27 protein-coding genes are annotated in these 22,157 nt (G+C 69.8%); 9 read left to right on the top strand and 18 right to left on the bottom strand.

Annotated elements, in window-relative coordinates:
• Positions 1 to 2: 2 nt before the first annotated feature.
• The 6 genes from HDC34_RS11950 to HDC34_RS11975 form a co-directional block, all read right to left on the bottom strand.
• A complete protein-coding gene (locus HDC34_RS11950; protein ID WP_271982391.1) occupies positions 3 to 785 on the bottom strand; it encodes an amino acid ABC transporter ATP-binding protein in 783 nt (260 codons plus the stop codon).
• On the bottom strand, positions 785 to 1,732 hold the full coding sequence (locus tag HDC34_RS11955) for an amino acid ABC transporter permease (RefSeq protein WP_179556999.1): 948 nt from the start codon (positions 1,730 to 1,732) through the stop codon (positions 785 to 787). Before HDC34_RS11955 ends, HDC34_RS11950 begins: the two co-directional genes overlap by 1 nt.
• Before the next feature lie 40 nt (positions 1,733 to 1,772).
• Entirely contained in the window at positions 1,773 to 2,663 is an 891-nt protein-coding gene (locus tag HDC34_RS11960; protein ID WP_104311599.1) for an ABC transporter substrate-binding protein, read from the bottom strand.
• Positions 2,664 to 2,834: 171 nt separating this feature from the next.
• A complete protein-coding gene (locus HDC34_RS11965; RefSeq protein ID WP_104252584.1) occupies positions 2,835 to 3,428 on the bottom strand; it encodes a helix-turn-helix transcriptional regulator in 594 nt (197 codons plus the stop codon).
• Complete coding sequence (locus tag HDC34_RS11970) at positions 3,425 to 5,101, bottom strand: thiamine pyrophosphate-binding protein (RefSeq protein WP_104311598.1); 1,677 nt, start codon at positions 5,099 to 5,101, stop codon at positions 3,425 to 3,427. Before HDC34_RS11970 ends, HDC34_RS11965 begins: the two co-directional genes overlap by 4 nt.
• 3 nt (positions 5,102 to 5,104) lie before the next feature.
• Positions 5,105 to 6,118: a dimethylarginine dimethylaminohydrolase family protein gene (locus HDC34_RS11975; protein ID WP_179557000.1), complete on the bottom strand. Its 1,014-nt coding sequence runs from the start codon at positions 6,116 to 6,118 to the stop codon at positions 5,105 to 5,107.
• Between the two features lie 172 nt (positions 6,119 to 6,290).
• Here HDC34_RS11975 and HDC34_RS11980 point away from each other — a divergent pair, with 172 nt between their 5' ends.
• Entirely contained in the window at positions 6,291 to 6,746 is a 456-nt protein-coding gene (locus tag HDC34_RS11980; RefSeq protein ID WP_179557001.1) for an SRPBCC family protein, read from the top strand.
• A gap of 9 nt (positions 6,747 to 6,755) precedes the next feature.
• Here HDC34_RS11980 and HDC34_RS11985 read toward each other — a convergent pair whose 3' ends face one another.
• From HDC34_RS11985 to fdhD, 8 genes are all read right to left on the bottom strand, one after another.
• On the bottom strand, positions 6,756 to 7,223 hold the full coding sequence (locus tag HDC34_RS11985) for an SRPBCC domain-containing protein (RefSeq protein ID WP_104311595.1): 468 nt from the start codon (positions 7,221 to 7,223) through the stop codon (positions 6,756 to 6,758).
• Between the two features lie 158 nt (positions 7,224 to 7,381).
• Positions 7,382 to 8,896 carry an MDR family MFS transporter gene (locus HDC34_RS11990; protein WP_179557002.1) on the bottom strand — a complete coding sequence of 505 codons (1,515 nt, stop codon included), beginning with the start codon at positions 8,894 to 8,896 and terminating at the stop codon, positions 7,382 to 7,384.
• A 95-nt stretch (positions 8,897 to 8,991) separates the two neighbouring features.
• The gene (locus HDC34_RS11995) at positions 8,992 to 10,149 is read right to left on the bottom strand and encodes an ABC transporter ATP-binding protein (RefSeq protein ID WP_179557003.1); all 1,158 of its coding nucleotides are present in this window, start codon (positions 10,147 to 10,149) and stop codon (positions 8,992 to 8,994) included.
• Positions 10,146 to 11,015: an ABC transporter permease gene (locus HDC34_RS12000; RefSeq protein WP_179557004.1), complete on the bottom strand. Its 870-nt coding sequence runs from the start codon at positions 11,013 to 11,015 to the stop codon at positions 10,146 to 10,148. Before HDC34_RS12000 ends, HDC34_RS11995 begins: the two co-directional genes overlap by 4 nt.
• Positions 11,012 to 11,848, bottom strand: a complete 837-nt coding sequence (gene modA, locus HDC34_RS12005) for a molybdate ABC transporter substrate-binding protein (RefSeq protein ID WP_307852772.1) — start codon at positions 11,846 to 11,848, stop codon at positions 11,012 to 11,014. Before modA ends, HDC34_RS12000 begins: the two co-directional genes overlap by 4 nt.
• The gene (locus tag HDC34_RS12010) at positions 11,841 to 12,254 is read right to left on the bottom strand and encodes a molybdopterin-binding protein (RefSeq protein WP_104311590.1); all 414 of its coding nucleotides are present in this window, start codon (positions 12,252 to 12,254) and stop codon (positions 11,841 to 11,843) included. Before HDC34_RS12010 ends, modA begins: the two co-directional genes overlap by 8 nt.
• A 99-nt stretch (positions 12,255 to 12,353) precedes the next feature.
• The gene (locus tag HDC34_RS12015; protein WP_104311589.1) at positions 12,354 to 12,836 is read right to left on the bottom strand and encodes a hypothetical protein; all 483 of its coding nucleotides are present in this window, start codon (positions 12,834 to 12,836) and stop codon (positions 12,354 to 12,356) included.
• Positions 12,833 to 13,687: a formate dehydrogenase accessory sulfurtransferase FdhD gene (gene fdhD / locus HDC34_RS12020; protein ID WP_179557005.1), complete on the bottom strand. Its 855-nt coding sequence runs from the start codon at positions 13,685 to 13,687 to the stop codon at positions 12,833 to 12,835. Before fdhD ends, HDC34_RS12015 begins: the two co-directional genes overlap by 4 nt.
• Before the next feature lie 96 nt (positions 13,688 to 13,783).
• Here fdhD and HDC34_RS12025 point away from each other — a divergent pair, with 96 nt between their 5' ends.
• Genes HDC34_RS12025 through HDC34_RS12045 form a run of 5 tightly spaced genes read left to right on the top strand, consistent with a single transcriptional unit; the run spans position 13,784 to position 17,949 of the window.
• On the top strand, positions 13,784 to 14,998 hold the full coding sequence (locus HDC34_RS12025) for a ThiF family adenylyltransferase (RefSeq protein WP_179557006.1): 1,215 nt from the start codon (positions 13,784 to 13,786) through the stop codon (positions 14,996 to 14,998).
• Entirely contained in the window at positions 14,995 to 16,254 is a 1,260-nt protein-coding gene (glp, locus tag HDC34_RS12030; protein WP_179557007.1) for a gephyrin-like molybdotransferase Glp, read from the top strand. The genes HDC34_RS12025 and glp overlap by 4 nt, the downstream gene beginning before the upstream one ends.
• Before the next feature lie 2 nt (positions 16,255 to 16,256).
• Positions 16,257 to 16,730 carry a cyclic pyranopterin monophosphate synthase MoaC gene (gene moaC / locus HDC34_RS12035; protein ID WP_179557008.1) on the top strand — a complete coding sequence of 158 codons (474 nt, stop codon included), beginning with the start codon at positions 16,257 to 16,259 and terminating at the stop codon, positions 16,728 to 16,730.
• Positions 16,712 to 17,704 (top strand): NTP transferase domain-containing protein, encoded by a 993-nt coding sequence (locus tag HDC34_RS12040; protein ID WP_179557009.1) that lies wholly within the window; start codon positions 16,712 to 16,714, stop codon positions 17,702 to 17,704. The genes moaC and HDC34_RS12040 overlap by 19 nt, the downstream gene beginning before the upstream one ends.
• The gene (locus HDC34_RS12045) at positions 17,701 to 17,949 is read left to right on the top strand and encodes a MoaD/ThiS family protein (protein WP_104311583.1); all 249 of its coding nucleotides are present in this window, start codon (positions 17,701 to 17,703) and stop codon (positions 17,947 to 17,949) included. The genes HDC34_RS12040 and HDC34_RS12045 overlap by 4 nt, the downstream gene beginning before the upstream one ends.
• A gap of 50 nt (positions 17,950 to 17,999) precedes the next feature.
• On the opposite strand, the gene moaA is transcribed toward HDC34_RS12045, so the two are convergent.
• Genes moaA through HDC34_RS12065 form a run of 4 tightly spaced genes read right to left on the bottom strand, consistent with a single transcriptional unit; the run spans position 18,000 to position 20,529 of the window.
• Complete coding sequence (gene moaA, locus HDC34_RS12050) at positions 18,000 to 19,127, bottom strand: GTP 3',8-cyclase MoaA (protein ID WP_104311582.1); 1,128 nt, start codon at positions 19,125 to 19,127, stop codon at positions 18,000 to 18,002.
• Entirely contained in the window at positions 19,124 to 19,546 is a 423-nt protein-coding gene (locus HDC34_RS12055; RefSeq protein WP_179557010.1) for a molybdenum cofactor biosynthesis protein MoaE, read from the bottom strand. Before HDC34_RS12055 ends, moaA begins: the two co-directional genes overlap by 4 nt.
• Positions 19,543 to 20,085, bottom strand: coding sequence for a molybdenum cofactor biosynthesis protein B (locus HDC34_RS12060; RefSeq protein WP_179557011.1), 543 nt, complete (start codon positions 20,083 to 20,085; stop codon positions 19,543 to 19,545). Before HDC34_RS12060 ends, HDC34_RS12055 begins: the two co-directional genes overlap by 4 nt.
• Before the next feature lie 39 nt (positions 20,086 to 20,124).
• Positions 20,125 to 20,529, bottom strand: a complete 405-nt coding sequence (locus tag HDC34_RS12065) for a DUF1304 domain-containing protein (RefSeq protein WP_179557012.1) — start codon at positions 20,527 to 20,529, stop codon at positions 20,125 to 20,127.
• A gap of 55 nt (positions 20,530 to 20,584) precedes the next feature.
• Between HDC34_RS12065 and HDC34_RS12070 the strand changes: the two genes are divergently transcribed.
• From HDC34_RS12070 to HDC34_RS12080, 3 genes are all read left to right on the top strand, one after another.
• A complete protein-coding gene (locus HDC34_RS12070) occupies positions 20,585 to 21,145 on the top strand; it encodes a TetR/AcrR family transcriptional regulator (protein ID WP_179557013.1) in 561 nt (186 codons plus the stop codon).
• A 106-nt stretch (positions 21,146 to 21,251) separates the two neighbouring features.
• Positions 21,252 to 21,620, top strand: coding sequence for a helix-turn-helix transcriptional regulator (locus HDC34_RS12075; RefSeq protein WP_179557014.1), 369 nt, complete (start codon positions 21,252 to 21,254; stop codon positions 21,618 to 21,620).
• Positions 21,617 to 22,102 (top strand): SRPBCC family protein, encoded by a 486-nt coding sequence (locus HDC34_RS12080; protein WP_104311576.1) that lies wholly within the window; start codon positions 21,617 to 21,619, stop codon positions 22,100 to 22,102. Before HDC34_RS12075 ends, HDC34_RS12080 begins: the two co-directional genes overlap by 4 nt.
• Positions 22,103 to 22,157 lie beyond the last annotated feature (55 nt).

The raw sequence follows: 22,157 nt of genomic DNA on the forward strand, positions 1-22,157 counted from the left end.
TCTCACTTGAGGACGCGTGCGAGGAAGCGCTTCGTGCGCTCGTGCTGCGGGTTCTGGATGACGTCCTCCGGGGCGCCCTCCTCGACGATGACGCCGCCGTCCATGAACACGACGCGGTCGCAGACGTCGCGTGCGAAGCCGATCTCGTGGGTGACGACGACCATGGTCATGCCCTCCTTCGCGAGCTTCGTCATGACCTGCAGCACCTCGCCGACGAGCTCCGGGTCGAGCGCGGACGTCGGCTCGTCGAAGAGCAGCACGCTCGGCTTCATGGCGAGTGCGCGGGCGATCGCCACGCGCTGCTGCTGTCCGCCGGAGAGCTGCGACGGGTAGTTGTCGCCCTTGTCTCCGAGGCCGACCTGCTCGAGCAGCACCTTCGCGTCGGCGATGGCCGCCGACTTCTTGTGGCCGAGGATCTGCACGGGCGATTCGATGATGTTCTCGATGGCCGTCATGTGCGGGAAGAGGTTGAAGCGCTGGAACACCATGCCGATGTCGCGCCGACGCTTGGCGATCTCGTTCGGACGAAGCTCGTAGAGCTTGCCGTTCTTTTCCTTGTAGCCGACGGGCTCCCCCGCCACCCGGATGACGCCGCGGTCGGCGGTCTCGAGGTGGTTGAGGCAGCGGAGCAGCGTCGACTTCCCTGAGCCGGAGGGGCCGAGGATGCTGACGACCTCGCCCGCGTGGACGTCGAGGGAGATGTCCTTGAGCACCTCGACGCTGCCGAATGACTTGGCGACGTTGCGCAGCTCGATCATCGGGGCGGACCCAGTGGATACGGGCATCAGCGGAGTCCCTCTCTGCGGTTGGGCAGAATCGAGTTGAGCACTCGCTTCCACACGGGTTCGGGGGTCGCGAAGCCGCGGGACTTGCCGAGCTTGCGCTCGAGGAAGCCCTGGCCGATGCTCGCGATCGAGGTGAGGATCAGGTACCAGATGCTCGCGACGAGCAGCATCTCCATGCGGCTGAAGTCGGCGGCGCCGATCTGCTGCGCCCTGGTGAGGAGGTCGCCTGCGCCGATGACGGACACCAGCGAGGTCTCCTTCAGGAGCGTGACGAGCTCGTTGCCCATGGGGGGAACGATCGAGCGAAGCGCCTGGGGCAGGATGATGCGGAACATGATCTTGCCCTGCGTCATGCCGAGCGCCTCTGCCGCCTCCTTCTGACCTGGGTCGATGGAGATGATGCCGCCTCGGATGATCTCCGACATGTAGGCGGACTCGTTGGCCGCGAGCCCCAGCACGGCCGCGGTGAGCGGCAGGATGAGCGCGTTGGTGTCGAGCTGCACGAACACGAGGTCGATCTGCGGGAAGAACAGCGCCAGGTTGAACCAGATGAGGATCTGCACCAGGATCGGCGTCCCGCGGAAGATCCACACGAAGCCGCTCGAGATGGCGCGGAGCACGGCGTTGCTGGAGATGCGCATCACGGCGAGCGTGATGCCGCCGATGATGCCGAGGATCATGCTGACCACGGTCAGCATGATGGTGATGAGGAGGCCCTGCATGATGGCCTCTGCGAAGACTCTCGAGCCGACCTTCTCCCAGCGGATGCTCGATCCCGTCGCGACGTCGTAGACGAGCTTCGCGAGGAAGAGGAGCACGATGGCGGCGAAGATCCATTGGCCGTAGTGCCGTAGCGGGACGATCTTGGGGGCGTCGGCCGCGGGCGCGGCGGGGGCGGTGGTGACCGCTCCCGTCGCGCCCGTGGATGGGCCGGTCGAGGTGTTCACTGTTCTTCAGCTCCGTTGTTGTTCGTCAGCTCCGCGGGCGCTATTCGGCGCCGTTGATGGTGACTTCTTCGACGGCTCCGCCTTCCTGGCCGTGGGCGGCGAGGATGTCGGTGTAGGTGCCGTCGGCGACCAGGGACTGCAGTGCGGCCTGGATGGCTGCGCTCAGCTCGTTGTCCTTCGCGACTGCCATGCCGAGGGGCTCAGGCTGGAAGGGCTCCTCGTTGGCGAGCTCGAAGCCGCCGGCCTGCTCGACGTTGTAGCTCGCGACCGGGTACTGGCTGACCGACGCTGCCGCGCGGCCGGACTGCACCTGGATGAGGGCGTCGTTGTCGGTGGCCTGCGCCGAGATCTCGATGGGGCTGGAGGCGCAGATGTCGCTGTTGAAGGCTTCGAGGATGCCCTGCTGCGCGGAGTCGCGGAGCACGGAGACCGCCTTGCCGCAGAGGTCGGCCTCTGCGGTGATGCCCTCGGGGTTGCCTTCCGCGACGACGATGCCCTGGCCCGCGTTGAAGTAGTCGACGAAGTCGTAGTTCTCCTGGCGCTCCGGGGTGTCGGTCATGGCTGCCACGACGACGTCGTAGCGGGCCGTGTCGAGCGACGGGAGGAGCGTGTCGAAGGCGACGTTCTCGATCTGCACCTCGAGGCCGAGCTTCTGGCCGACTGCCTTGATGAGGTCCATGTCGAGGCCGATGACGGTCGCGCCGTCAGCGTCGAGGTACTCGTAGGGCGGGTAGTACGCCTCGGTGCCGACCGTGAGGGTGCCGGCGTCAGCGATCTCCTGCGGGAGGAGCGCGACTGCGGCCTCGTCCACGGCGACCTCGGAGACGTCCGCCTCCGGTGCATCGCCTGACGAGCATCCTGCGAGCAGTGCGGTGAGGGCGACGAACGAGGCGCCAGCCAGGCCCGCCTTCATGAGCTTCTTGGATGCCATGTGAATTTCTCCTTCTCTCGATCACCAGCGGTGATCATCTGTAGGCAACATGCGTAATCTAGGAGGCAACTTGCCGCTGGATGGGCCAAGTCACGCAGGGTTTACAAGGGTGTTACGTGCCGAGCGAACGCTCGGTCTGCCAGGGAACCGACAGTACTGCGTGGATGGAGCTCAGGTGGTGCCTCCCCACGCTGCGGGAGCGAGCACCCAGAGGAGCTCGACCCCCTCAGTCGAGTCGCGTGTGTGCCACGTGTGCGGTTCGCGCCCGTCGAGGGTGATCGAGTCTCCGGACTCGAGCTCCCACGTCTCGGAGGCGAGGACCACGGTGATCGATCCGCGCAGGACGTGCAGGAAGTCGACCTCGCAGTTCACGGAGTAGAGCTCCGCTCCCCCGGTGCCCGACATGCCGGCGTCGACTCGCGAGCGCACCACCTGGAAGCGCGGATCGTTGCGGGGGCTGAGGAGCCGCTCGTACACGTTCGTGCCGCCGAGGTTGATCTGCGGCGCGTCCTCGAAGCGCACGAGCTGCGCATCAGGCGCGCTGAACAGCTCGCCGACCTCGATGTTGAGCACGTCGCAGAGCAGCACGAGCGTCGACACGCTCGGCGACGTCTGGTCGCGTTCGACGCGGCTCAGGAAGCTCTTGCTGAGCCCCGTCGCGCTGGCGAGCTGCTCGATCGTCATCTGCCGCAGCTGGCGCACCGATCGGAGCCTGCCGCCGATGGCGGCCGGCTCGTTGCGGGGAACGACGGGCAGCGCCCTCATCGGTGCACCGCGGGCCGATGCGTGTGGGTCGCCTCGAACAGCTCGAGGGTGGCGGGCAGCACGAGCACTCGTGGGCCGGGGGTGCGGATGCTGTCGGCGAGCTCCTCGGCGAGCGTCTCCATCTCCACGGCCCGCGACTCGACGCCGAAGGCTCGGGCGACGGCGAGGTAGTCCGGCCCGGTGAGCTCGGTGGCCGTCGCTCGCCCGTACGCCTCGTTCATGTAGCCGCGCAGCACGCCGTAGCCGCCGTCGTCGACGACGAGCCAGGTGACGCTGAGCTGCGACTGCGCGAGCGTCGACAGCTCGGCGACGCCGTACAGGCCGCCGCCGTCTCCGGAGATCGCGACGACGGGCGCACCGTTGGGGTTCTCGCGCGAGCGCGAAGCGAAGGACGCGCCGATGGCACCAGGCAGGCCAAAGCCGAGGCCGCCGCACTGCCCGTTCTCGTACACGCCGCCGCGAGCATCCCACGCCGACCATGCCCAGTAGGCGCTGATCGTCATATCCCAGAAGGTCGCGACGTCGTCCGGGATCGCCGAGCGGAGCGTGTCCAGCAGCTCGCGCTCCTTGGCGAGGGGCTGCGCATCCAGCCGCGTGCGGACGGTGGCGAGCAGCTCCTCGATGGCGGGGCGCGCATCCGCTCGCTCGCCGACACCCATCGTGCGGAGGCGGTCGAGGATGCCCTGCAGCGCCAAGCCTGCATCCGAGCGCAGCGTGATCGTGCCGTCGTGGTTGGCGCCGAGCACCCGCGCGTCGGCGTCGATGTGGATGACGGTGCCTTTGGGCGCCAGGCGGAAGTAGTTCGAGGAGAGCTCGCTGAGGCCCGTGCCGATCACCAGCAGCACATCGGCAGCCTCGAGGAACTCGGTGGTCGCGATGTCCTCGATCCAGCCCTCGGCCGACAGCGGGTGCGCCCACGGGAACGCGCTGCGCCCGCCGTACGTGGTGACGACCGGTGCCTGCAGCTGCTCCGCGAGCTGTTCGAGCAGCTCCCCCGCGCCGGACCGGACGACGCCGCCGCCCGCGTAGACGCGGGGTGAGCTGGACGCGGCCAGCAGCTTCGCGACGGAGGCGAGCTGCGTGTCCGATGCCTCCGGCGCGAGCGCGTAGGCCTCGGCCGCGATGCCGCCGAGCTGCCCGTCGACGAGCTCGATGCTCGCCTGCTGCACGTCGTGCGGCACCTCCACGTAGACGGGACCGGCCGGCGCGCTCTGCGCGGTGCGCCACGCGTCGACGAGCATCGGCACGATCTGGTCGACCGAGCGGATGCTCCAGGTGGCTTTCGCGATGCCGCGGAAGTGCGCCTCCTGGTCGCGCAGCTCGTGCAGGTAGCCGTGCGCCTGGCCGCCGATCCCCGGGGTCGGGACCTGCGCGGAGATGAGGAGCACGGGCGAGCTCGCCGTTGCCGCTTCCTGCATGCCAGGCAGCGCGGTGAGCGCGCCCGGCCCGGCGGAGAGGAGCAGCGGGGTCACGGTCCCGGACACGCGGGCGTGCCCGTCGGCCATGAACGCGGCGTTGTTCTCGACGCGCGCGCCGAGGTAGTCGAGCGAGCTGTCGCCGAGCGCGTCGAACATGGGCAGCGCGTGCTGCCCCGGGAGCCCGACGACCCGTTCGGCGCCGAGCGCCTCGAGCGTCCGGATGACGAGTTCTCCGCCGGTGACGTTCTCTGACATCGTTTACCAGTCCCTCTGCAGTTCCATCGTCGAGCAGTGCAGCCCGCCGCCGTTCTTGTTGATCTCCCGGTACGTGACGGGGATGATCTCGACCCCGTACTTCGAGTTGAGGAGCTCGGCTGTGCGCGGCAGGTGCGACGGGAAGAGCAGCTTGCGGCGGTCGAGGGTGAGCAGGTTGCACGCCCAGTCCTCCTGCGGCGCGACATCCACCGTCTCGATGCCCAGCTTCCAGAGCGCGTCGAGGAAGTCGTACGGCGCGATGCGCGAGTTCACGAGCGCGAGGTCGTCGTCGAGCATGGCGCAGCACAGGTCGAGGTGGATCTGGTAGCCGGGCATCTGCGAGTGGATGAGCTGGATGCCCTGCTCTTCGAGGATGTTGCGCAGCTGGCGGTAGCCTTCGACGTTGCAGCGCACCGACGTGCCGAAGAACGCGAGGTCGGGGCGCACCTTGATGAAGCTGCCGCCCTCGACGAGGCCGGTGCCGGTGATGGTGCCGAGGATCGGCATGCCCTGGGCCGCGACCGTCTGCGTGATGGACTGCTCCTCGCCGCGGCGCATGCGCGGGGCGAGTCGTCCGATAATCGCGCCGCCCGGGATGGTGACGAGGGGGTCGCGCGTGAACACCGATTTGGTGAAGCTGGGCGCGAGGTCGGGGGCCATGACGACCTCGACGTCGTTGTCCTCGAGCACCGTGACGAAGCTGTCGAACTCGGAGTGCAGCTTCTCGAGGTCGGGGAACTCGCGACCTGACCAATACCAGCGGCGGTCCGGGTCGACGTAGGCGCCGATCTCCGGCATCCAGGTCGACTCTCCGGCCTTCTCGACGGCTTCGAGGCCCGCGCTCGGGCGGCGCATCATGATCGTGCGGAGCCGTCCGACCTCATCCTGCGCGCCCCATTTGCGACCCCAGTATGCGGGCAGCTCTGAGTCGGCGAGGAAGCCCGGCTCTGCTTCTGGGCCGAGGAGGCGGTGGAAGGCGCCGTCTGACATCTCGAGGGTGGGGTCGACGTCGGTCATGTGAAAACCTTTCGTGGTCGCGTCGTTGCGACTCCAAGAGTTTCGCTCACGACATCATGCGTTGTCTAGTGCGAAACTACGACCGCTGTTTTCCGAGCGCGTCACGCCCATGTTTCCGGCCCGTAACTTCTGCTGAGTCCACGCATAGCCACGTTTCTGTCACTATGCACGCATGACCACGTACGAAGTGCAGCGCGAGGCCGTGATCCCCGCGGACATCGAGCGTGTGCACGCGCTCATCGACTCCTTCCACAACTGGAGCTCATGGTCGCCCTGGGAGGACGTCGACCCGACGATGCGACGCGAGCACTCCGGACCGCAGGCTGGGCCCGGCGCCCACTACGCGTGGGAGGGCAACCGCAAAGCCGGCAAGGGCTCGATGACGATCGTCGCCTCCGCGCCGCAGCGGATCGACCTCGTCATCGACTTCGACAAGCCCTTCAAGGCGCACAACCCGACGTCGTTCGTCCTCGAGCCCGTCGACGGCGGCACGCACGTTCGATGGCTCATGACGGGCGAGCACAGTGGCGTCGCGGCCATCGTCTTCCGGTTCATGTCGATGGACAAGCTCATCGGCCCCGACTTCGAGCGCGGCCTCACGCGACTGGAGGCGGCGGCCACCGCCTGACGCGTCCGTCTAGGGCAGCGGCAGGTCCTCCGCTGGTGCCTCACCGAGTGCCTCGCGCAGCAGCGGCAGCGCCGCGGTCCACGCCATCGTCTCGATCTCCGCCGACGTCGAGTCGGCGGCAAGGCCCTCGAGACCCTCGAAGCCCGAGTGGCGCACCGTCAGCGCGGAGCCGCCGTCGGCCGGTTCGATCGTGAACTCCACGACCGTGCTGTTCTGCGGCTGCGGGTCCTCCTCCGGCACGGCCGCGAGCCGGTAGCCGAAGCGGCGCGGCGACTCCACGAGCATCACCTCGCCGCGGAACGTCCCGTGCTCGGGCCAGTGGACGGCGAGCACGCCGCCAGGCTCGGCCTCGATCGTGGCGCCGCCGAACGCGTACCAGCTGGCGAACGACTCCTGCTCCGTGAGCATGCTCCAGAGCCGCTCCGGCGCGGCCTCGAAGGTGACGGACTTCTCGACGATCTCTGGGGCTTCAGCCATGGTCGCTCCTCAGCGCGGTGGATGCTCGACGCCCCATCTTCGCAAACCTCGCCGGGAGGCGCGCCCGAGCGGGCACGCAGAAGGGCCCGGCACCAGAGGCGATCTGATGTCGGGCCCTTCTGATGCGACGCGCTGAGCTCAGCGATCGCCGGATGCGCCTAGTGCATGGCCGGCGCTTCGGCGCCTTCACGCTTCGGTGTCGCCTTCACGAAGAACGCGCCGACGATGGTGACGATCGAGATGCATGCGCCAACGAGGAACGCGGAGTGGATGCCCTGCGCCTCCGCCGCGATCGGACCGAAGCCCTCGCCTGCGGCAGCGACCGTCGAGTTCGCCATGACCACGACGAACATCGCCGTTCCTGCGGCTCCCGCGAGCTGCTGGGCCGTCGAGACGACCGCCGAGCCGTGGGAGTACCGCGAGCGGGGCAGGTCGCCGAGCGCGCTTGTCATGAGCGGTGTGAACATGAGCGCCAGGCCCACCGAGAGCGTGACGTGTGCGGCGATGACCATCCACTGCTCGGAGTTCTCGGTGAGCATCGTCATGCCCCAGATGGCGGCGCTGACGATGATGGAACCGGGGATGATGAGCGGCTTCGTGCCGAGCTTGTCGAAGAGACGGCCGACGAACGGCGCGAGCAGCCCCATCGTGAGACCACCCGGCAGCAGGGTCAGGCCGGCGCGGAGCGTGTCATAGCCGAGCACCTCCTGCATGTAGATGGGCAGCAGGATGATCGTGCCGAAGAGCGACATGAAGCTCACCGCGAGCAGGACGAGCGACACCGTGAACTGGCGGCTCGTGAAGACGCGGAGGTCGAGCAGAGCCGAGTCGGTCTTCTGGCGGGAGATCTGACGCCAGATGAACGCGGCGAGCGCGAGCACGCCGACGAGGATCGGCACGAAGGCCGGCATGACGGCGGTTGCCGAGCTCTCGCCGAGGCCAGAGAACCCGTAGACGAGGCCACCGAACGCGAACGCGGAGAGGATGACGGAGAGCACGTCGATCTTCGCCTGGCGCGGCTCGGTCACGTTCTTGATGAACAGCGCGCCGAGCACAAGCGCGACGAGGGCGATGGGCAGGACGAAGCCGAACATCCAGCGCCATTCGAAGACCTGCAGGATGAGGCCGGAGACGGTCGGCCCGATGGCCGGGGCGACGGAGATGACGATGGAGATGTTGCCCATCGTGCGCCCGCGGCGCTCCGGCGGCACCATGTTGAGCACCGTCGTCATGAGCAGCGGCATCATGATGGCCGTGCCGGAGGCCTGCACGATGCGGCCGAGCAGCAGGATCTCGAACCCCGGGGCCAGGAAGCAGAGCAGGGTTCCGAGCGAGAAGAGGATCATCGCGGCCATGAACACCTGGCGCACGTGGAAGCGCTGCAGCAGGAAGCCCGTGATCGGGATGACGACGGCCATGACGAGCATGAACGCCGTCGTGAGCCACTGACCAGTCGCCAGCGGGATGCCGAGGTCCTGGTTCAGGGCGGGCAGCGCCACACCCATGATCGTCTCGTTCAGGATGACGACGAACGCCGAGACGAGGAGGAGCGGGATGACGAAGCGAGTGCGCGGGTCGGTGCCCTGCTCGCTCGCGGATACGGCTGAGCCCGCGGATGCGGACTCGGCTGGGGTCGGTTCGGCGTCGCGTGTCGCGGTGCGCGAGTCGGTCACAGTACTCCTTGAGAGGTTCAGATCTTGGCGTGCGGGCACGCCCGCACGTTCGCTCTTAACGCTGAAAGCGCGCGCGGCATTCCCCGGCGCGTCGCTCAGCGGGTCGCGGCGAAGGCGACGTGAGCGGGTGGAAGGTGGACGATCACCGACTGGCGTTCTCGCAGTCCCCCTGGAATGCGCGAGCCGGTGTCGAGCGGAAGCCGCGCCGTGAGGCGGGGCGTCGTCTGCTCTTCGCCAAGAAGGAGTGTAGCCGTCACGGAGCCGAGGTCGCGTTCGAGGCGCAGGACCTCAGCGTGCCAGGTGTTCGGGGCGAGGGGCCGGGCCTGGGCGACAGGTCCCCGAGCATCGTCCGCACCGGGGAGGATGAGCTCAAGACGGTCAGTGCGGATGCTCGCGAACAGCGGCTCGCCCGGTCCGGCCCGCCCGTCAGACTCCCCTGGCGCGCCCGCCTGGCCGACGAGGTGGCCACGGATCTCACCGAGATCGCTGTGCGTCGCGAGCCCCGGCTCCCGCAACTCCACCTCGAACCCGGTTCGCCCGACAAGCGCCGCGACGTAGGCGGTCGCCGGCCCCGCGGCGATGGCTTCCGGTGTGCTGAGCTGCGTGATCGCACCTCGTTCGACGATCGCGATCCTGTCGGCCAGCGCAGCAGCATCCGCCGGGTCGTGCGTGACGACGAGGGCCGCACCCTCGAAATCCGCGAGCACGCGGCGCAGCTCGGCACGAACTTCCGAACGAGACTCCACGTCGAGGGCGGAGAGGGGCTCGTCGAGCAGAAGGACACGAGGCGAGGTCGCCAGCGCCCGGGCGAGCGCAACCTTCTGCGCCTGCCCTCCCGAGAGCTGGGCAGGGCGACGGGACGCGAGGTCGTGGATGCCGAGGCGCTCCAGCCATTCGGCGGCGACTCGGCGCGCCTCGCCGCGGCCGATTCCCCGAGCGCGCAGCCCGAAGGCGACGTTGTCGAGCGCGCTGAGGTGGCCGAAGAGGACGTAGTCCTGGAAGACGACGCCGAGCTGTCGCTCCCGCGCGCCGAGCCGGACGCCCCCCGGCGCCTCCTCCGCGAGACGGCCCCCAAGCTCCAAGGTGCCTCGTTCGAGTGCCGTCAAGCCGGCGATCGCGCGCAGGAGCGTCGACTTGCCTGCCCCGTTCGGGCCGAGCACGGCGAGCACCTCGCCAGGCCGCACCTCGAGCTCGTAGCTCGCGTGGAAGCCGCCGACGGCGACGCTCGCGCGGATGGCCAGCCCCGCGCTCATCCGCGCCGCCCCGAACCCCTCGCGCGCACCGACCCCGAGGCGCCGAGCACCGCTGGAGTCCCTGCGACGCCGGACACCCAGCGACCCCGCAACGCGAAGAGCACGACGACCGAGACGAGCAGCAGCAGGAGCGCGAGGGCGATCGCCGCATCCGGATCCGACTGCATGGCGAGGTAGGTGGAGATCGGCATCGTCCGAGTGACCCCGGGGAGGCTGCCCGCGAGGGTGATGGTCGCGCCGAACTCGCCGAGGGCGCGGGCGAAGGCGAGCACCGCACCGGCCCCGATCGCAGGCCCGACCATCGGCAGCGTGACCCGCGAGAAGGTGAACCAGCGGGTCGCGCCGAGCGTCGCCGCCGCGTCCTCGACCCGGCGGTCCGCCCCGAGCAGCGCCCCCTCGACAGCGATGACGAGGAACGGCAAGGCCACGAACGTCTGGGCGACGACAACCGCGGCGCTCGTGAACGGAAGGCTGAACCCGGTGAGCTGGGCGATCGGGGCGCCGAGCAGGCCGGAGCGGCCGAAGAGGAGCAGCAGTGCGAGGCCACCGACGACCGGCGGGAGCACAAGCGGCACAAGCACCAGCACCCGGACCACGCGATAGAGGCGCTGACCTGGCAGCTCCGCGAGCGAGACGAGCCACCACGCGAGCGGCACACCGATGACCAGGCAGACGGCCGTCGCCACGACGGCGCAGGAGAGCGAGAGCCACAGGGCCTGGCCGACGACCGGCTGAGCGACGATCTCCGGGAACTCAGCCCACGGCACGCGGAGGACGAGGGCCAGGATGGGCAGCGCGAGCAGCGCCAGAGCCACGAGCGCGAAGGGCGTCAGCGCCGCAGGCGGGCGGCGGCTCATCCCGGTCATGTCAGGCTGAGGAAGCCGGCTTCCTCGAAGACCTCGACGCCGCGGGCCGTCAGGATGAACTCGGTGAACGCGGCCGCCGCCTCAGGGTTCGGCGCCGCCTTGAGCGGGACGATGCCGTAGTTGTTGACAGCGTCGAGCGCTTCAGGGAACTCGATCGGGTCGACCTCGAGAGCCGCCGACTTCGCGTCGGTCGCGTAGACGAGGCCGGCGTCGACCTCCCCGAGACTCACCTTCGTGAGCACTGCCTTGACGTCGCTCTCGAGGGTGTCCGGCTTCGGCACGATGTCGGTCTGCTCGAAGATCTTCGCCGCGGCGGCGCCGCATGGCACCTCTTCGTCGCAGAGCGCGATCTTGAGCTTGGGGTCGGCGAAATCCTTCAGCCCCGTGATGCCAGCCGGGTTTCCTTCCGGGGTCACGATGACCAGCGCGTTGCGGGTGAACGTCGCCGGTGTCCACTCGACAAGCCCCGCATCCACGACCGTCCTCATCGTCGTGTCGTTCGCGGATGCGAAGACGTCGACGGGCGCCCCGCCCGTCACGATCTGCTCGGCCAGCGTCGAGCTGCCACCGAAGTTGAGCGTCACCGTGACGCCGGGGTGGTCGGCCTCGAACTCCTCCGCCAGCTGCGTGAACGTCTCGGTGAGCGAGGCGGCCGCGTAGACGGTGACGGTACCGGTCGGGCCTGTCTCGGTGGGCGATGGCATGGGGTCGGCGCTGCCGGAAGGTGTCGCCGGACCACCTGCGGGCGCGCAGCCCGCCAGGGCAGCCAGCAACAGCACGCCAGCGGAGGCGGCGAGCGCGCGCACCATCCCGAGTCTCCGCGTCTTACGCACTGTGCACTCCTTCGATTCCCACGTTGGTGGCCTTCACGCTCGCCACGACAAGGCTTCCGACCACGAGGCCGAGCTCGTCGACGGCCTCGCGCGAGACCAGTGAGACGATTCTGAACGGCCCCGCCTGGACGTCGACCTGGGCCATGACGGTGTCGAGCGTCAGCTTCGTGACGATGCCGCGCATCCGGTTGCGAGCGGATGCGGGTGGCAGCTCCACGAGGTCACCGCGCGCGTCGCTCTCCGCGAGCTCCTTCGCGAGGGAGGCGAGCTGCACGCCGGAGACCGTCTTCGCGCCAGCCTCGCCCTCGAGGTCGAGGCGGCCGCTCGCGCCCCAGCGTCGCAGGGTGTCATCGCTGACTCCGAGGAGCGAGGCTGCCTCGCTGACGCGGTATCGCTGTTCCGGCATGGGGGCATCTTCTCACGGTGAACCGCAGATGCGTCCGTCGAGTCCGCTTTCGACCCGCAGGTGCGCTCAGGATCGTCGGCTGAGCGCGAGCTCGCGGCGCTACCGGAGGATCTCGACGAGCAGCACCCACGCGTTGAGGGTCGCCCCGGCGAAGGTGAGGAGGAACCCCGCGGCCACCCAGGAGAGCGCCTCCCACGTGCCGAACGCGAGGACTCCGCCGATGAGCATCGGCAGGAGCTGCAGGACGGTGAACGCCACACGGAGGATGTGCTCGCGCAGGTGCCCGTTCGGATTCCTGAAGCCGATGACGCTCGTGCGCCAGTACAGCGCCGCCACGACCAGCGTGACGGCGAGTGTCACACCGCCGAACGCCATGTTGCTGATGCCGGGGATGAGGCCGGCCGCTCCGACGATGACGATGAGCAGCAGGGACGCGATGGTCGCGCCTGCCCTCGACGGCATGCTCTTGATCTTGATGATCATCGCGACGTTCACCGACATCGCCACGATGATGAGGCCGGCCAGAGCTGCGCCAGCGCCGACCGTGGCGACGAAGAAGCTCTCCCAGGCGTCGACGCTCATGCCTTGACCTCTTCCGTGGGCAGGATGCGGTCGGGGCGCGAGTAGATGACCATCGACTCCCCGCGGAGGAAGCCGATCAGCGTCATGCCGCTGGCTTCGGCGAGCTCGGCGGCGAGCGATGACGGCGCGGAGACGGCGGCGAGGATGGGGATGCCCGCCATCTTGGCCTTCTGCACGAGCTCGAAGCTCGATCGCCCTGAGACCTGCAGCACCGTTCCGGTGAGGGGCAGCCGGTCGTTCTGCACGGCCCAGCCGACGACCTTGTCGACGGCGTTGTGGCGGCCGACGTCCTCGCGCAGCACGAGCAGCCTGCCGGTGGCGGCGTCGAAGAGCGCGGCGGCGTGCAGGCCGCCCGTCTTCTCGAACACCGCCTGCTGCTCGCGGAGCTTGTCGGGGAACGTCACGAGCAGCCCCGCATCAAGCGTCACCGGGTCGCTCGCCACCTCGTAGCTGGAGGTCAGCTCGACGGCGTCGATGCTCGCCTTGCCGCAGAGCCCACACGAGCTGGTCGTGTAGAAGTTGCGCGCGAGGTCGGGGTCAGGCTGCGGGGTGTCCGCCGACAGGAGCACGTCGAGCACGTTGTAGGTGTTGAGCCCGTCGGCAGTGCCATCGGCGCCCGCGCAGTACATCGCCGACCGGAACTGATCGCCTCGGGCGATGACCCCCTCCGAGACGAGGAAACCCGCCGCGAGCTCGAAGTCGTTGCCAGGCGTGCGCATGGTGATCGCGAGCTGCTGGCCTCCGACGCGGATCTCGAGGGGCTCTTCGGCCGCGAGGAAGTCGGCCTTCCGGCTCGGGGGCTTCCCGAGACTCAGCCGCGTGACGCTTCGCCGCACCGTGATCCGACCCACGCGCCCATGCTAGCCGCCCCCGCGCATCCGCACGCGGACCTGCACCGGAACGACGCCGGTCCCGGGCGGCTCGGGATGCGGCGGTAGGGTGACGCCATGCGTCTCGCCCCGCTTGTCGACCCCTCCCCTGAACTCGGTGGTGACGAGCTCGCACGCACGGCACGCCAGCGCCGCCTGCCGGAGCTCGGTGAGATCGGCCAGCGTCGCCTCGCGGCGAGCAGGGTCGCCGTACTCGGCGCCGGCGGCCTCGGAGCCCCCGCCCTGCAGTACCTCGCGGCCGCCGGGGTCGGCACGATCGGCATCATCGACGCGGATGCGGTCGAGCCGAGCAACCTGCACCGGCAGGTCATCCACGGCATCGGCGACGTCGGCGCTCGCAAGACCGCGAGCGCTGCCCGCAGCCTCCGCGAGCTCGCGCCGGACGTCACCGTCATCGAACATGACGAGCGGCTCGACGAGTCCAACGCGACGCGTATCCTCGGCGGCTACGACCTGGTGCTCGACGGGGCAGACAACTTCGGGACCCGCTACGCCGTAGCCGACGCCTGCGAGCACCTCGGCCTCCCCCTCGTGTGGGGGTCCGTGCTTCGCTTCGACGCGCAGCTCAGCGTGTTCTGGTCGGCGCCGCCTGCCCCCGCCGTCGGCGTCACGCTACGGGACGTCTTCCCGGAGCCGCCGCCCGCCGGGTCCGTGCCGTCCTGCGCCGAGGCCGGCGTGCTCGGCGCGCTCTGCGGCATCGTCGGCTCGATGATGGCGGTCGAGGCGATCAAGCTCGTCACAGGCATCGGCGAGGTGCTGCTCGGCAGGCTCGTCGTGGTCGAGGCGCTCACGATGCGCGTCTCCGAGCTGCCGCTGCGCGCGGTCCCCCAGCAGCTCCCCGCACAGCCCTCGGCGCGGACCGCTGCCCGGGATCGGCCGGTGGCGCCCCCACCAGGGCAGCCGAGCCCGCTCGATTTCGACCCGACCCGGGACGCGCGCGGCCACTTCGTCGACGTGCGAGAGCCGGACGAGTACGCGGTCGACGCGATCCCCGGTGCCCATTCCCTCCCGCTCAGCGAGCTGATCCACCTCGAGCGAGAGCCAGAGGCTCTGACCGCTCGCCTGCGCCACCTTCTGCGTGAAGATGAGGCCGAGGTCCCCACACCGCTCAACCTCTACTGCGTCTCGGCGACGCGGGCACGACGTGCCGCGCTGCTGCTCGCCCCGCACGGCTACGAGGTGCGCGTCGTCCAGCCGTCGGCGCTCAGCCTGCTCCGGGCCCCAACCGGACTGCCGGACGCCGACGCAGCTCAGGCCGGGACGCTCGCATGATCGAGGTCGAGACCCAGCTGGCTCGCGTGCTCGCGGAGACACGGCCCCTGTCGAGCGAGACCGTTGCGCTCGCGGCAGCCCACGGGCGCGTCATCGCCGAGACCGTCGCCTCGAGGTACGCGCTGCCGCCGTGGACGAACTCCGCCATGGACGGCTACGCGGTGCGCTCCGCCGACGTGGCCACCGCGAGCGCGGACACCCCAGTCACCCTCGAGGTCGTCGCTGATCTGCCCGCCGGCGCGTCGGCGGACCCAGCCCTCTCGGCGGGGCAGGCCGCACGCATCATGACCGGTGCACCCGTCCCGGCGGACGCCGATGCGATCGTGCCCGTCGAGGCGACGGACGGAGGCGAGCGACGAGTGAGCGTCACCGCCCCCGCCGCCCCCGGCGTGCACATCCGCTCGGCTGGGGAGGACCGCCGGCCGGGTGATGCGCTCGTCTCGGCCGGGTCACGCGCCGGGGCCGAGGTGCTCTCCGCGCTGGCATCCGCCGGCTACGGCAGCATCGCCGTGGCTCGACGCCCTCGAGTCGCCGTCATCGCCACGGGCAGCGAGCTCGTCGCCCCTGGCGAGCCGCTCGACCGCGGCCAGATCCCTGATTCCAACTCGCTGCTCATCTCCTCGCTCGCCATCGAGCACGGGGCGGAGCTCGTCGAGGTCGTCAGGGTCTCCGACGACATCGCCGACCTCGACGCGGCGCTTCGGCGGCTCGCCGGCCGGTGCGACGTCATCGTGCTCACGGGTGGTGTGAGCATGGGCGCCTACGACCCCGTCAAGGAGCTCCTCTCTCCCGGCGGCCAGGTGAGCTTCGAGAAGGTCGCCATGCAGCCGGGCAAGCCGCAGGGCTTCGGCCGCCTCGGTGACCCCTGGGTCGGAGCGGGCGAGCCCGGCCCCCTCGTGTTCGGCCTCCCCGGCAACCCCGTGAGCGCCTGGGTCTCATTCCTCGTGTTCGTGCGGCCGTGTCTGCGCGCGCTGCAAGGCGCATCCCTCGTCGAGGATCCGCGGCTGAGCGCGCGAGCCGAGACCGGATGGCGCACCCCGCCGGGGCGCCGCCAGTACCTCCCCGCACGCATCCGCCTCACCGATGCGGGAGTCCTGGTCTCCCCGGCAGCCGCCCGTGGGTCCGGCTCGCACCTCGTGGGCAGCCTCGCCGACGCGAACGGCTACGCCATCGTCGATGCGAGCGTCGAGCGCGTGCAGGAGGGTGACCTGGTGCACGTCGTTCGGCTGATGTCGGACGTCGGTGCAAGACTCTGAGCATGACGAACTTCACGCACCTCGACGCAGCCGGCCACGCACGCATGGTCGACGTCACCGAGAAGCAGCCGACCGTGCGCGCCGCGACGGCGTCCGGCATGGTCTTCTGCGGCGAGCAGGTGCTGGAGGCGCTCACGAGCGACGCCGTGCCGAAGGGTGACGCGTTCGCGGTGGCGCGCATCGCCGGCATCCAGGGTGCGAAGAAGTGCGCCGAGCTCCTCCCGCTCGCCCACATCATCGGCGTGCACGGCGCGGCGGTCGACCTCGAGCTGCGCGACGACGGCGTGCTCATCACGGCGACCGTGCGCACGGCCGATCGCACGGGCGTCGAGATGGAGGCCTTCACCGCCGTCTCGGTTGCGGCGCTCGCGCTGGTCGACATGGTGAAGGGCATCGACAAGTCGGTGACGATCGGCGACATCAAGCTCATCGCGAAGACCGGCGGGAAGTCCGGGCCGTGGAAGCGCGAGCAGTAGGGCAGTCGCCCGGCGCGCCCACGGCGTCTGTCGGGTTCGACGCCGTCATCCTGGCCGGTGGCCGCGGCTCGCGCCTGGGAGGCGTGAGCAAGGGCGAGCTCGAGATCGGCGGTCGTCGCCTCGTCGACATCGCCGTTGTCGCCGCGAGGGATGCCGGGGCGAGACGGATCATCGTCGTCGGTCCGGTTGCCGTGGCTTCACCTGCCGTGGTCGTGCGCGAGGAGCACCCGTTCGGCGGGCCGGCGGCTGGGCTGGCGGCGGCTCTCCCGAGCGTCGAGTCGCCGCGTGTCCTGCTGCTCGCCTGCGACCTCCCGCGCGCCGCCGAGCTCGTCGCGCTGCTGGTCGGGCGCCTCGAGTCGCAGCCGGCCGGGCTGTGCGCGGCGGACAACGCCTCCGGCCCGGACGGCGCTGTGATCGTCGACTCGGATGGGCGCGTGCAGTGGCTCGCTGGGCTCTACCGCGCCGAGGCGGTGAAGCATGCGCTCGCGAACTCTCCGGGATCGGGCGCGCACGGCCTCCCTCTCCGCCGGGTCCTCGAGCACCTCGATCTCGCGCGAGTGCTCGACGAGACCGGCGCCACCGCAGACATCGATACCCCCGAGCAGCTGGAGGCGGCACGCGCCCTGGCCGCCGCCTCCGCCTCCCCAGGCCTGCCGACAGACCAGCCGACAACGAGGAAGGAACCGTCAGCGATGACCGAGAAGCCCAAGCATCTGCCCCCTGAGGCGCTCGACGCGTGGCTTGCCGAAGCCAAACGCGTGCTCGAGCTCGACGACGACATCGACGTCGCCGCCGTCCTCGATGTCGCCAGGGACGTCGCCCACAACGTCGCTCGGCCCGCGGCGCCACTCACGACGTTCGCGCTCGGGCTCGCGCTGGGGCGGCAGAGCTCTGCCGCAGACTCCCCCGAGGTGTTCGCGCGCCTCGCCGAGCTCGTCACCGAACGGGCTCTCGCCTGGGAGCATCAGGCATGAGCGCGGCGTCGCGAGTGCGCGTCTTCGCCGGCGCCGCCGAGGCCGTGGGCGGCAGCGAGTTCGCGGTCGAGGTCGACTCGATCGGCGCGCTGTTGACGGCGCTCAACCCGTCGGCTGACGCTCACATCGCCGAAGTCCTCGCGCGCTGCTCCTTCCTCGTGGACGGGGTGCGAACCTCCGACGCCGGCGCGACCATCGCGCCCGGAGCATCCGTCGACGTGCTCCCGCCCTTCGCTGGCGGCTGATCGCTGCCGACCGCCAGGCGCGGCGCGAACGGCCGACTGCGCGTCGCCCGCTAGCCGCCGATCGCGTTCATGCCGCGGGCAGGCTGCAGGAAGCTGGGGTCGTTGATGGCGTGCCCGGGCAGCTTGTTGTGGATGCACGAACGCAGCATCGCGTCGACCGCCAGTTCCGAGTCGGTCCAGTTCCCAGCCGCGTGGCGTGCTCGCGCGGCATCGTCGGCGTCGAGCGCGAAGCTCGGGTCCGCGCGGAGGATCGGCATGAGGTCGTACTCGCTCGTCGAGAACAGGCAGTTGCGGAGCTGCCCGTCAGCCGTGAGCCGCAGGCGGTCGCAGTTCCCGCAGAACGGCGCCGTGACGGAGGCGATGACACCGACCGTGTGCGGCCCGCCGTCGATGGTCCACCGTTCGGCCGGCGCACCGCCGCGTCCGGGGACCGGGGCGAGCTCGAATCTCGCGCCGAGGGCCTCGAGGATCTCCTCCCGGGTCACCATCTGCATGCGATCCCAGGTGTGGCCGGCATCGAGCGGCATCTGCTCGATGAAGCGCATCTGCGCGTCGTGCTCCATGGCGAACTCCACGAGCTCCACGATCTCGTCGTCGTTCACGCCGCGCATGGCGACGGCGTTGAGCTTGAGCGGGCGCAGCGACGACGCCTGCGCGGCGCGGATGCCGGCGAGCACCTCGTCGAGCTTGTCGCGCCGGGTGAGGGACGTGAAGCGGTCGCGTCGCAGGGTGTCGATGGACACGTTGAGACGGTCGAGACCCGCGTCGATGAGCTGCGGCAGCATCCGCGGCAGGAGGATGCCGTTGGTGGTCATCGCCACTTGCACGCGTCCGTTCGGCCCCTCGATCGCAGAGATGCGCCGCACGATGTCGGCGGCGTCGCGGCGAAGGAGCGGCTCCCCGCCGGTCAGTCGAAACGTCGTGATTCCGGATGCGGCGGCGAGCTGCGCGATGCGCACGATCTGGTCGGTCGTGAGGATGCTGTCCTTCTCGAGGAACTCGTTGCCCTCCGCCGGCATGCAGTACGTGCAGCGCAGGGAGCACTTGTCGGTCAGCGAGATGCGGAGGTCGCGGTGCACGCGCCCGTGCGTGTCGACAAGCGGGGCCCCGGGCGCAGCTGCGAGCTGCGGCTCCACGAGCCGTGGCCTGCGCGAGATCGTGACGGGCACTGCGCTCATGGCAGGCCGACCCAGGATGCGGCGCCGTCAGCCTCGTGCTGGTGCTTCCAGATCGGCACCTCGGACTTCACGTCTTCGACGAGGGCGCGGCTCACGTCGTAGGCCTCGCCGCGGTGGGCGCTCGAGACGCAGGCGATGAGTGCGATGTCGCCGACCTTCAGGTGCCCGATCCGGTGACTCACAGCGATTCGGACGCCGTCTTGAGCATGGGCCGTGACGAGCCCCTCGAGCACGCGCTCGGCGTCTGGGTGCGCGGTGTAGTCGAGCGAGACGACGCGGCCGGCGGCCTCCGGGTCGTGGTCTCGGATCTGCCCGACGAAGGTCACGACGGCGCCCGCTCGGGGGTCGTCGACGGCGGCGAGATGCTCGGCGAGCAGGAGCTCGTCGGTGGTCACGCGGGCGAGGGGGGTGCCGGTCACGAAGGGTGGTCTCCGCCACGCAGCTGGTCGAGGATGTGCGGGATGAGGGGCGCCAGCAGCGCCACGCCGTCGCGGGCCGCGCCGGGTGAGCCCGCGAGGTTCACGACGAGGCTCGGCGCTCCGCGGCCAGGTCGGTCGATGATGCCGGCGAGACCGCGCGAGAGGATCGCGGTCGGCACCCGGTCGCGGGCTGTGGCCCTGAGTGCTTCGGCGATGCCGGGCAGCTCACGCGTGATCAGCGGCCAGGTGGCCTCCGGCGTCTCGTCGCGCGGCGAGAGCCCGGTGCCCCCGAGCGTGACGATGAGCTGCGCGCCAGCATCCGCTGCGTGCGCGATGGCATCGCGCACGACGGTCGCACCGTCCGGGACGACCGAGAGGGCGACGGAGGTGTAGCCGTGCCTCGCGAGTGCGTCGACCGCCGCGGGACCGGAGAGGTCCTCGCGCTCGCCCCGAGCCGAGCGATCGGAGACCGTGATGACGGCGATCGTCGCCTGCTGCTCTTCGTTCGATGCTTGCCGCTCGAGGGACGCTTCCTGCATGGGTCGAGCGTACCTGCTCGGCTCTCGGGGAAGCCCTGCTCAGGCCGCGAGCGCGCCGGTCGCTGCGGCGATGCCGAGGAGCACCACGGCGAGGAGGGGGAAGCCCCCCTGGATGCTGCCCGCGCGCAGCTTCGTGCGGTCGCTCGTGACGAGCACCAGGGCGGCGAGCAGCATGGACCCGGCGCCGGCGAAGATCAGCGTCGCCCCGATCGCTGGGTGACCTGCGACCGTGAGCACGACCCCCAGGCCGGCCATGATCGCGAGGAACAAGTTGTAGAAGCCCTGGTTGAAGGCCAGCGACTTCGTGGTCTCGGCGACCTCGAGCGACGGGATGCCGAACGTTCTCCGAGTCGATTCGGCCGTCCATCGGAGGGATTCGAGGATGAAGATGTAGACGTGCACGAGGGCCGCGAGAGCGGCGAAGACGAGGGCGGCGACAAGCACGAGATGCTCCTAGATCGGTGTATTCTGAAACGAACGTTACAGTATCGGGGGCCAGATGGCACGCACGAAGAACTTCGAGCAGGATGACGCGGTTCGACGGGCGCGCACGCTCTTCTGGCGCCAAGGCTACGACTCCGCATCCACGAGCGACATCGAGGCCGCGACCGGCTTGAGTCGGTCGAGCATCTACAACACCTTCGGCAGCAAGCGAGGACTCTTCGACGCCGCCGTGCAGAGCTACCTCGACGACGTCGTGCATCCCTTGCTCGCGCCGCTGCTCGCCGAGCCCGTCTCCGCGTCCGCCCTCGATGACTACCTCGCGAGACTCTCGGCAGCCGTCGCCGCACAGGGTCAACGAGACGACGTGCGCGGCTGCCTCCTCCTCGCCACCGCCGCGAGCTCACTTGCACGAGACCCAGCGGTTCGCGACACCATCGCCGACTATCGCGCGACACTCGAGCGGGCGATCCTCCGCGGCACCGCCGCACTCGGCTACCCCCGCGAGACCGGCGCCCTGGTGACGTCAGCGGTCGTCGGGGCGCTGACCATCGCGCGCGTCGACACTCGCGCGGCGACGGATGCACTCGAGGCCGCCCGCGCCGCCGTCCGCGCCTGATCCAGTGACCCCTCGGAGATTCATCAACTCAGTGGTTGACAAGCGCGCAACCCGGTCGCAGACTTGAACCATCAACCATCTGGTTGACAAAACACCCCGAGGAGCCATGGACCACGACGCGCTCTCCCCCGTCTTCGCCGCACTCGCCGACCCGACTCGACGAGACCTCATCGCCAGGCTCGCCGATGGCGACGCGACGGTCGGCGACCTCGCCGCCCCCTACGACGTCTCCGTGCAGGCCATCTCGAAACACCTCCGCGTTCTCGAGGATTCCGGACTGGTCTCCCGCACGAGCGACGCGGTCCGCGCTCCCCGCCACCTCGAAGCGGAGGTCCTCAGCCTGATGACCAAATGGATAGAGCGCTACCAGGCGACCGCCGAGACCAGATTCCGCCGACTCGACGCGCTCCTCGAGTCCCAGACCGACCAGACCCCACCCACAGCAGCAGCACCCGAGAAAGGAACACCATCATGAGCACCACCTCAGCCAAGGACACCGTCGTCACCGTCGGCGAGGACCTCCCGAACATCACCGTCGTCCGCGAGTTCGACGCCACACCCGAGCGCGTCTTCTTCGCGTTCATCGACCCCGACCTCTTCACCAAATGGGTGGGCCCGCACGACGTCTCCACCAACATCGACCACTGGAACGCCGTCACGGGAGGCGCCTACCGCTGGGTGAACCTGCAGGGCGGCGAGGAGATCGCGAGGTTCTTCGGCTCGTTCCACGAGATCCGCGAGAACGAGCGCATCGTACAGACGCAGACCTTCGAGATGATCCCGGACGGCGTCCTGCTCGAGACCATCACCTTCGAGGCACTCGAGGGCGGCCGCACGAGGGTCACGAGCACGAGCCTGCTCGAGTCCTTCCAGATGCGCGACGGCCTGGTAGCGAGCGGCATGGAGCACGGCGTGCGGGACGGCTACGAGAAGCTCGACGCGCTCCTCGCCGCGTGAACGGCCCTCCCGACGCGCGCATCTGACGCCAGGCCCGGCCGGTTTGCGTGCTGAA

The sequence above is a fragment of the Pseudoclavibacter sp. JAI123 genome (genome assembly GCF_013409665.1).
GTDB lineage: Bacteria > Actinomycetota > Actinomycetes > Actinomycetales > Microbacteriaceae > Pseudoclavibacter.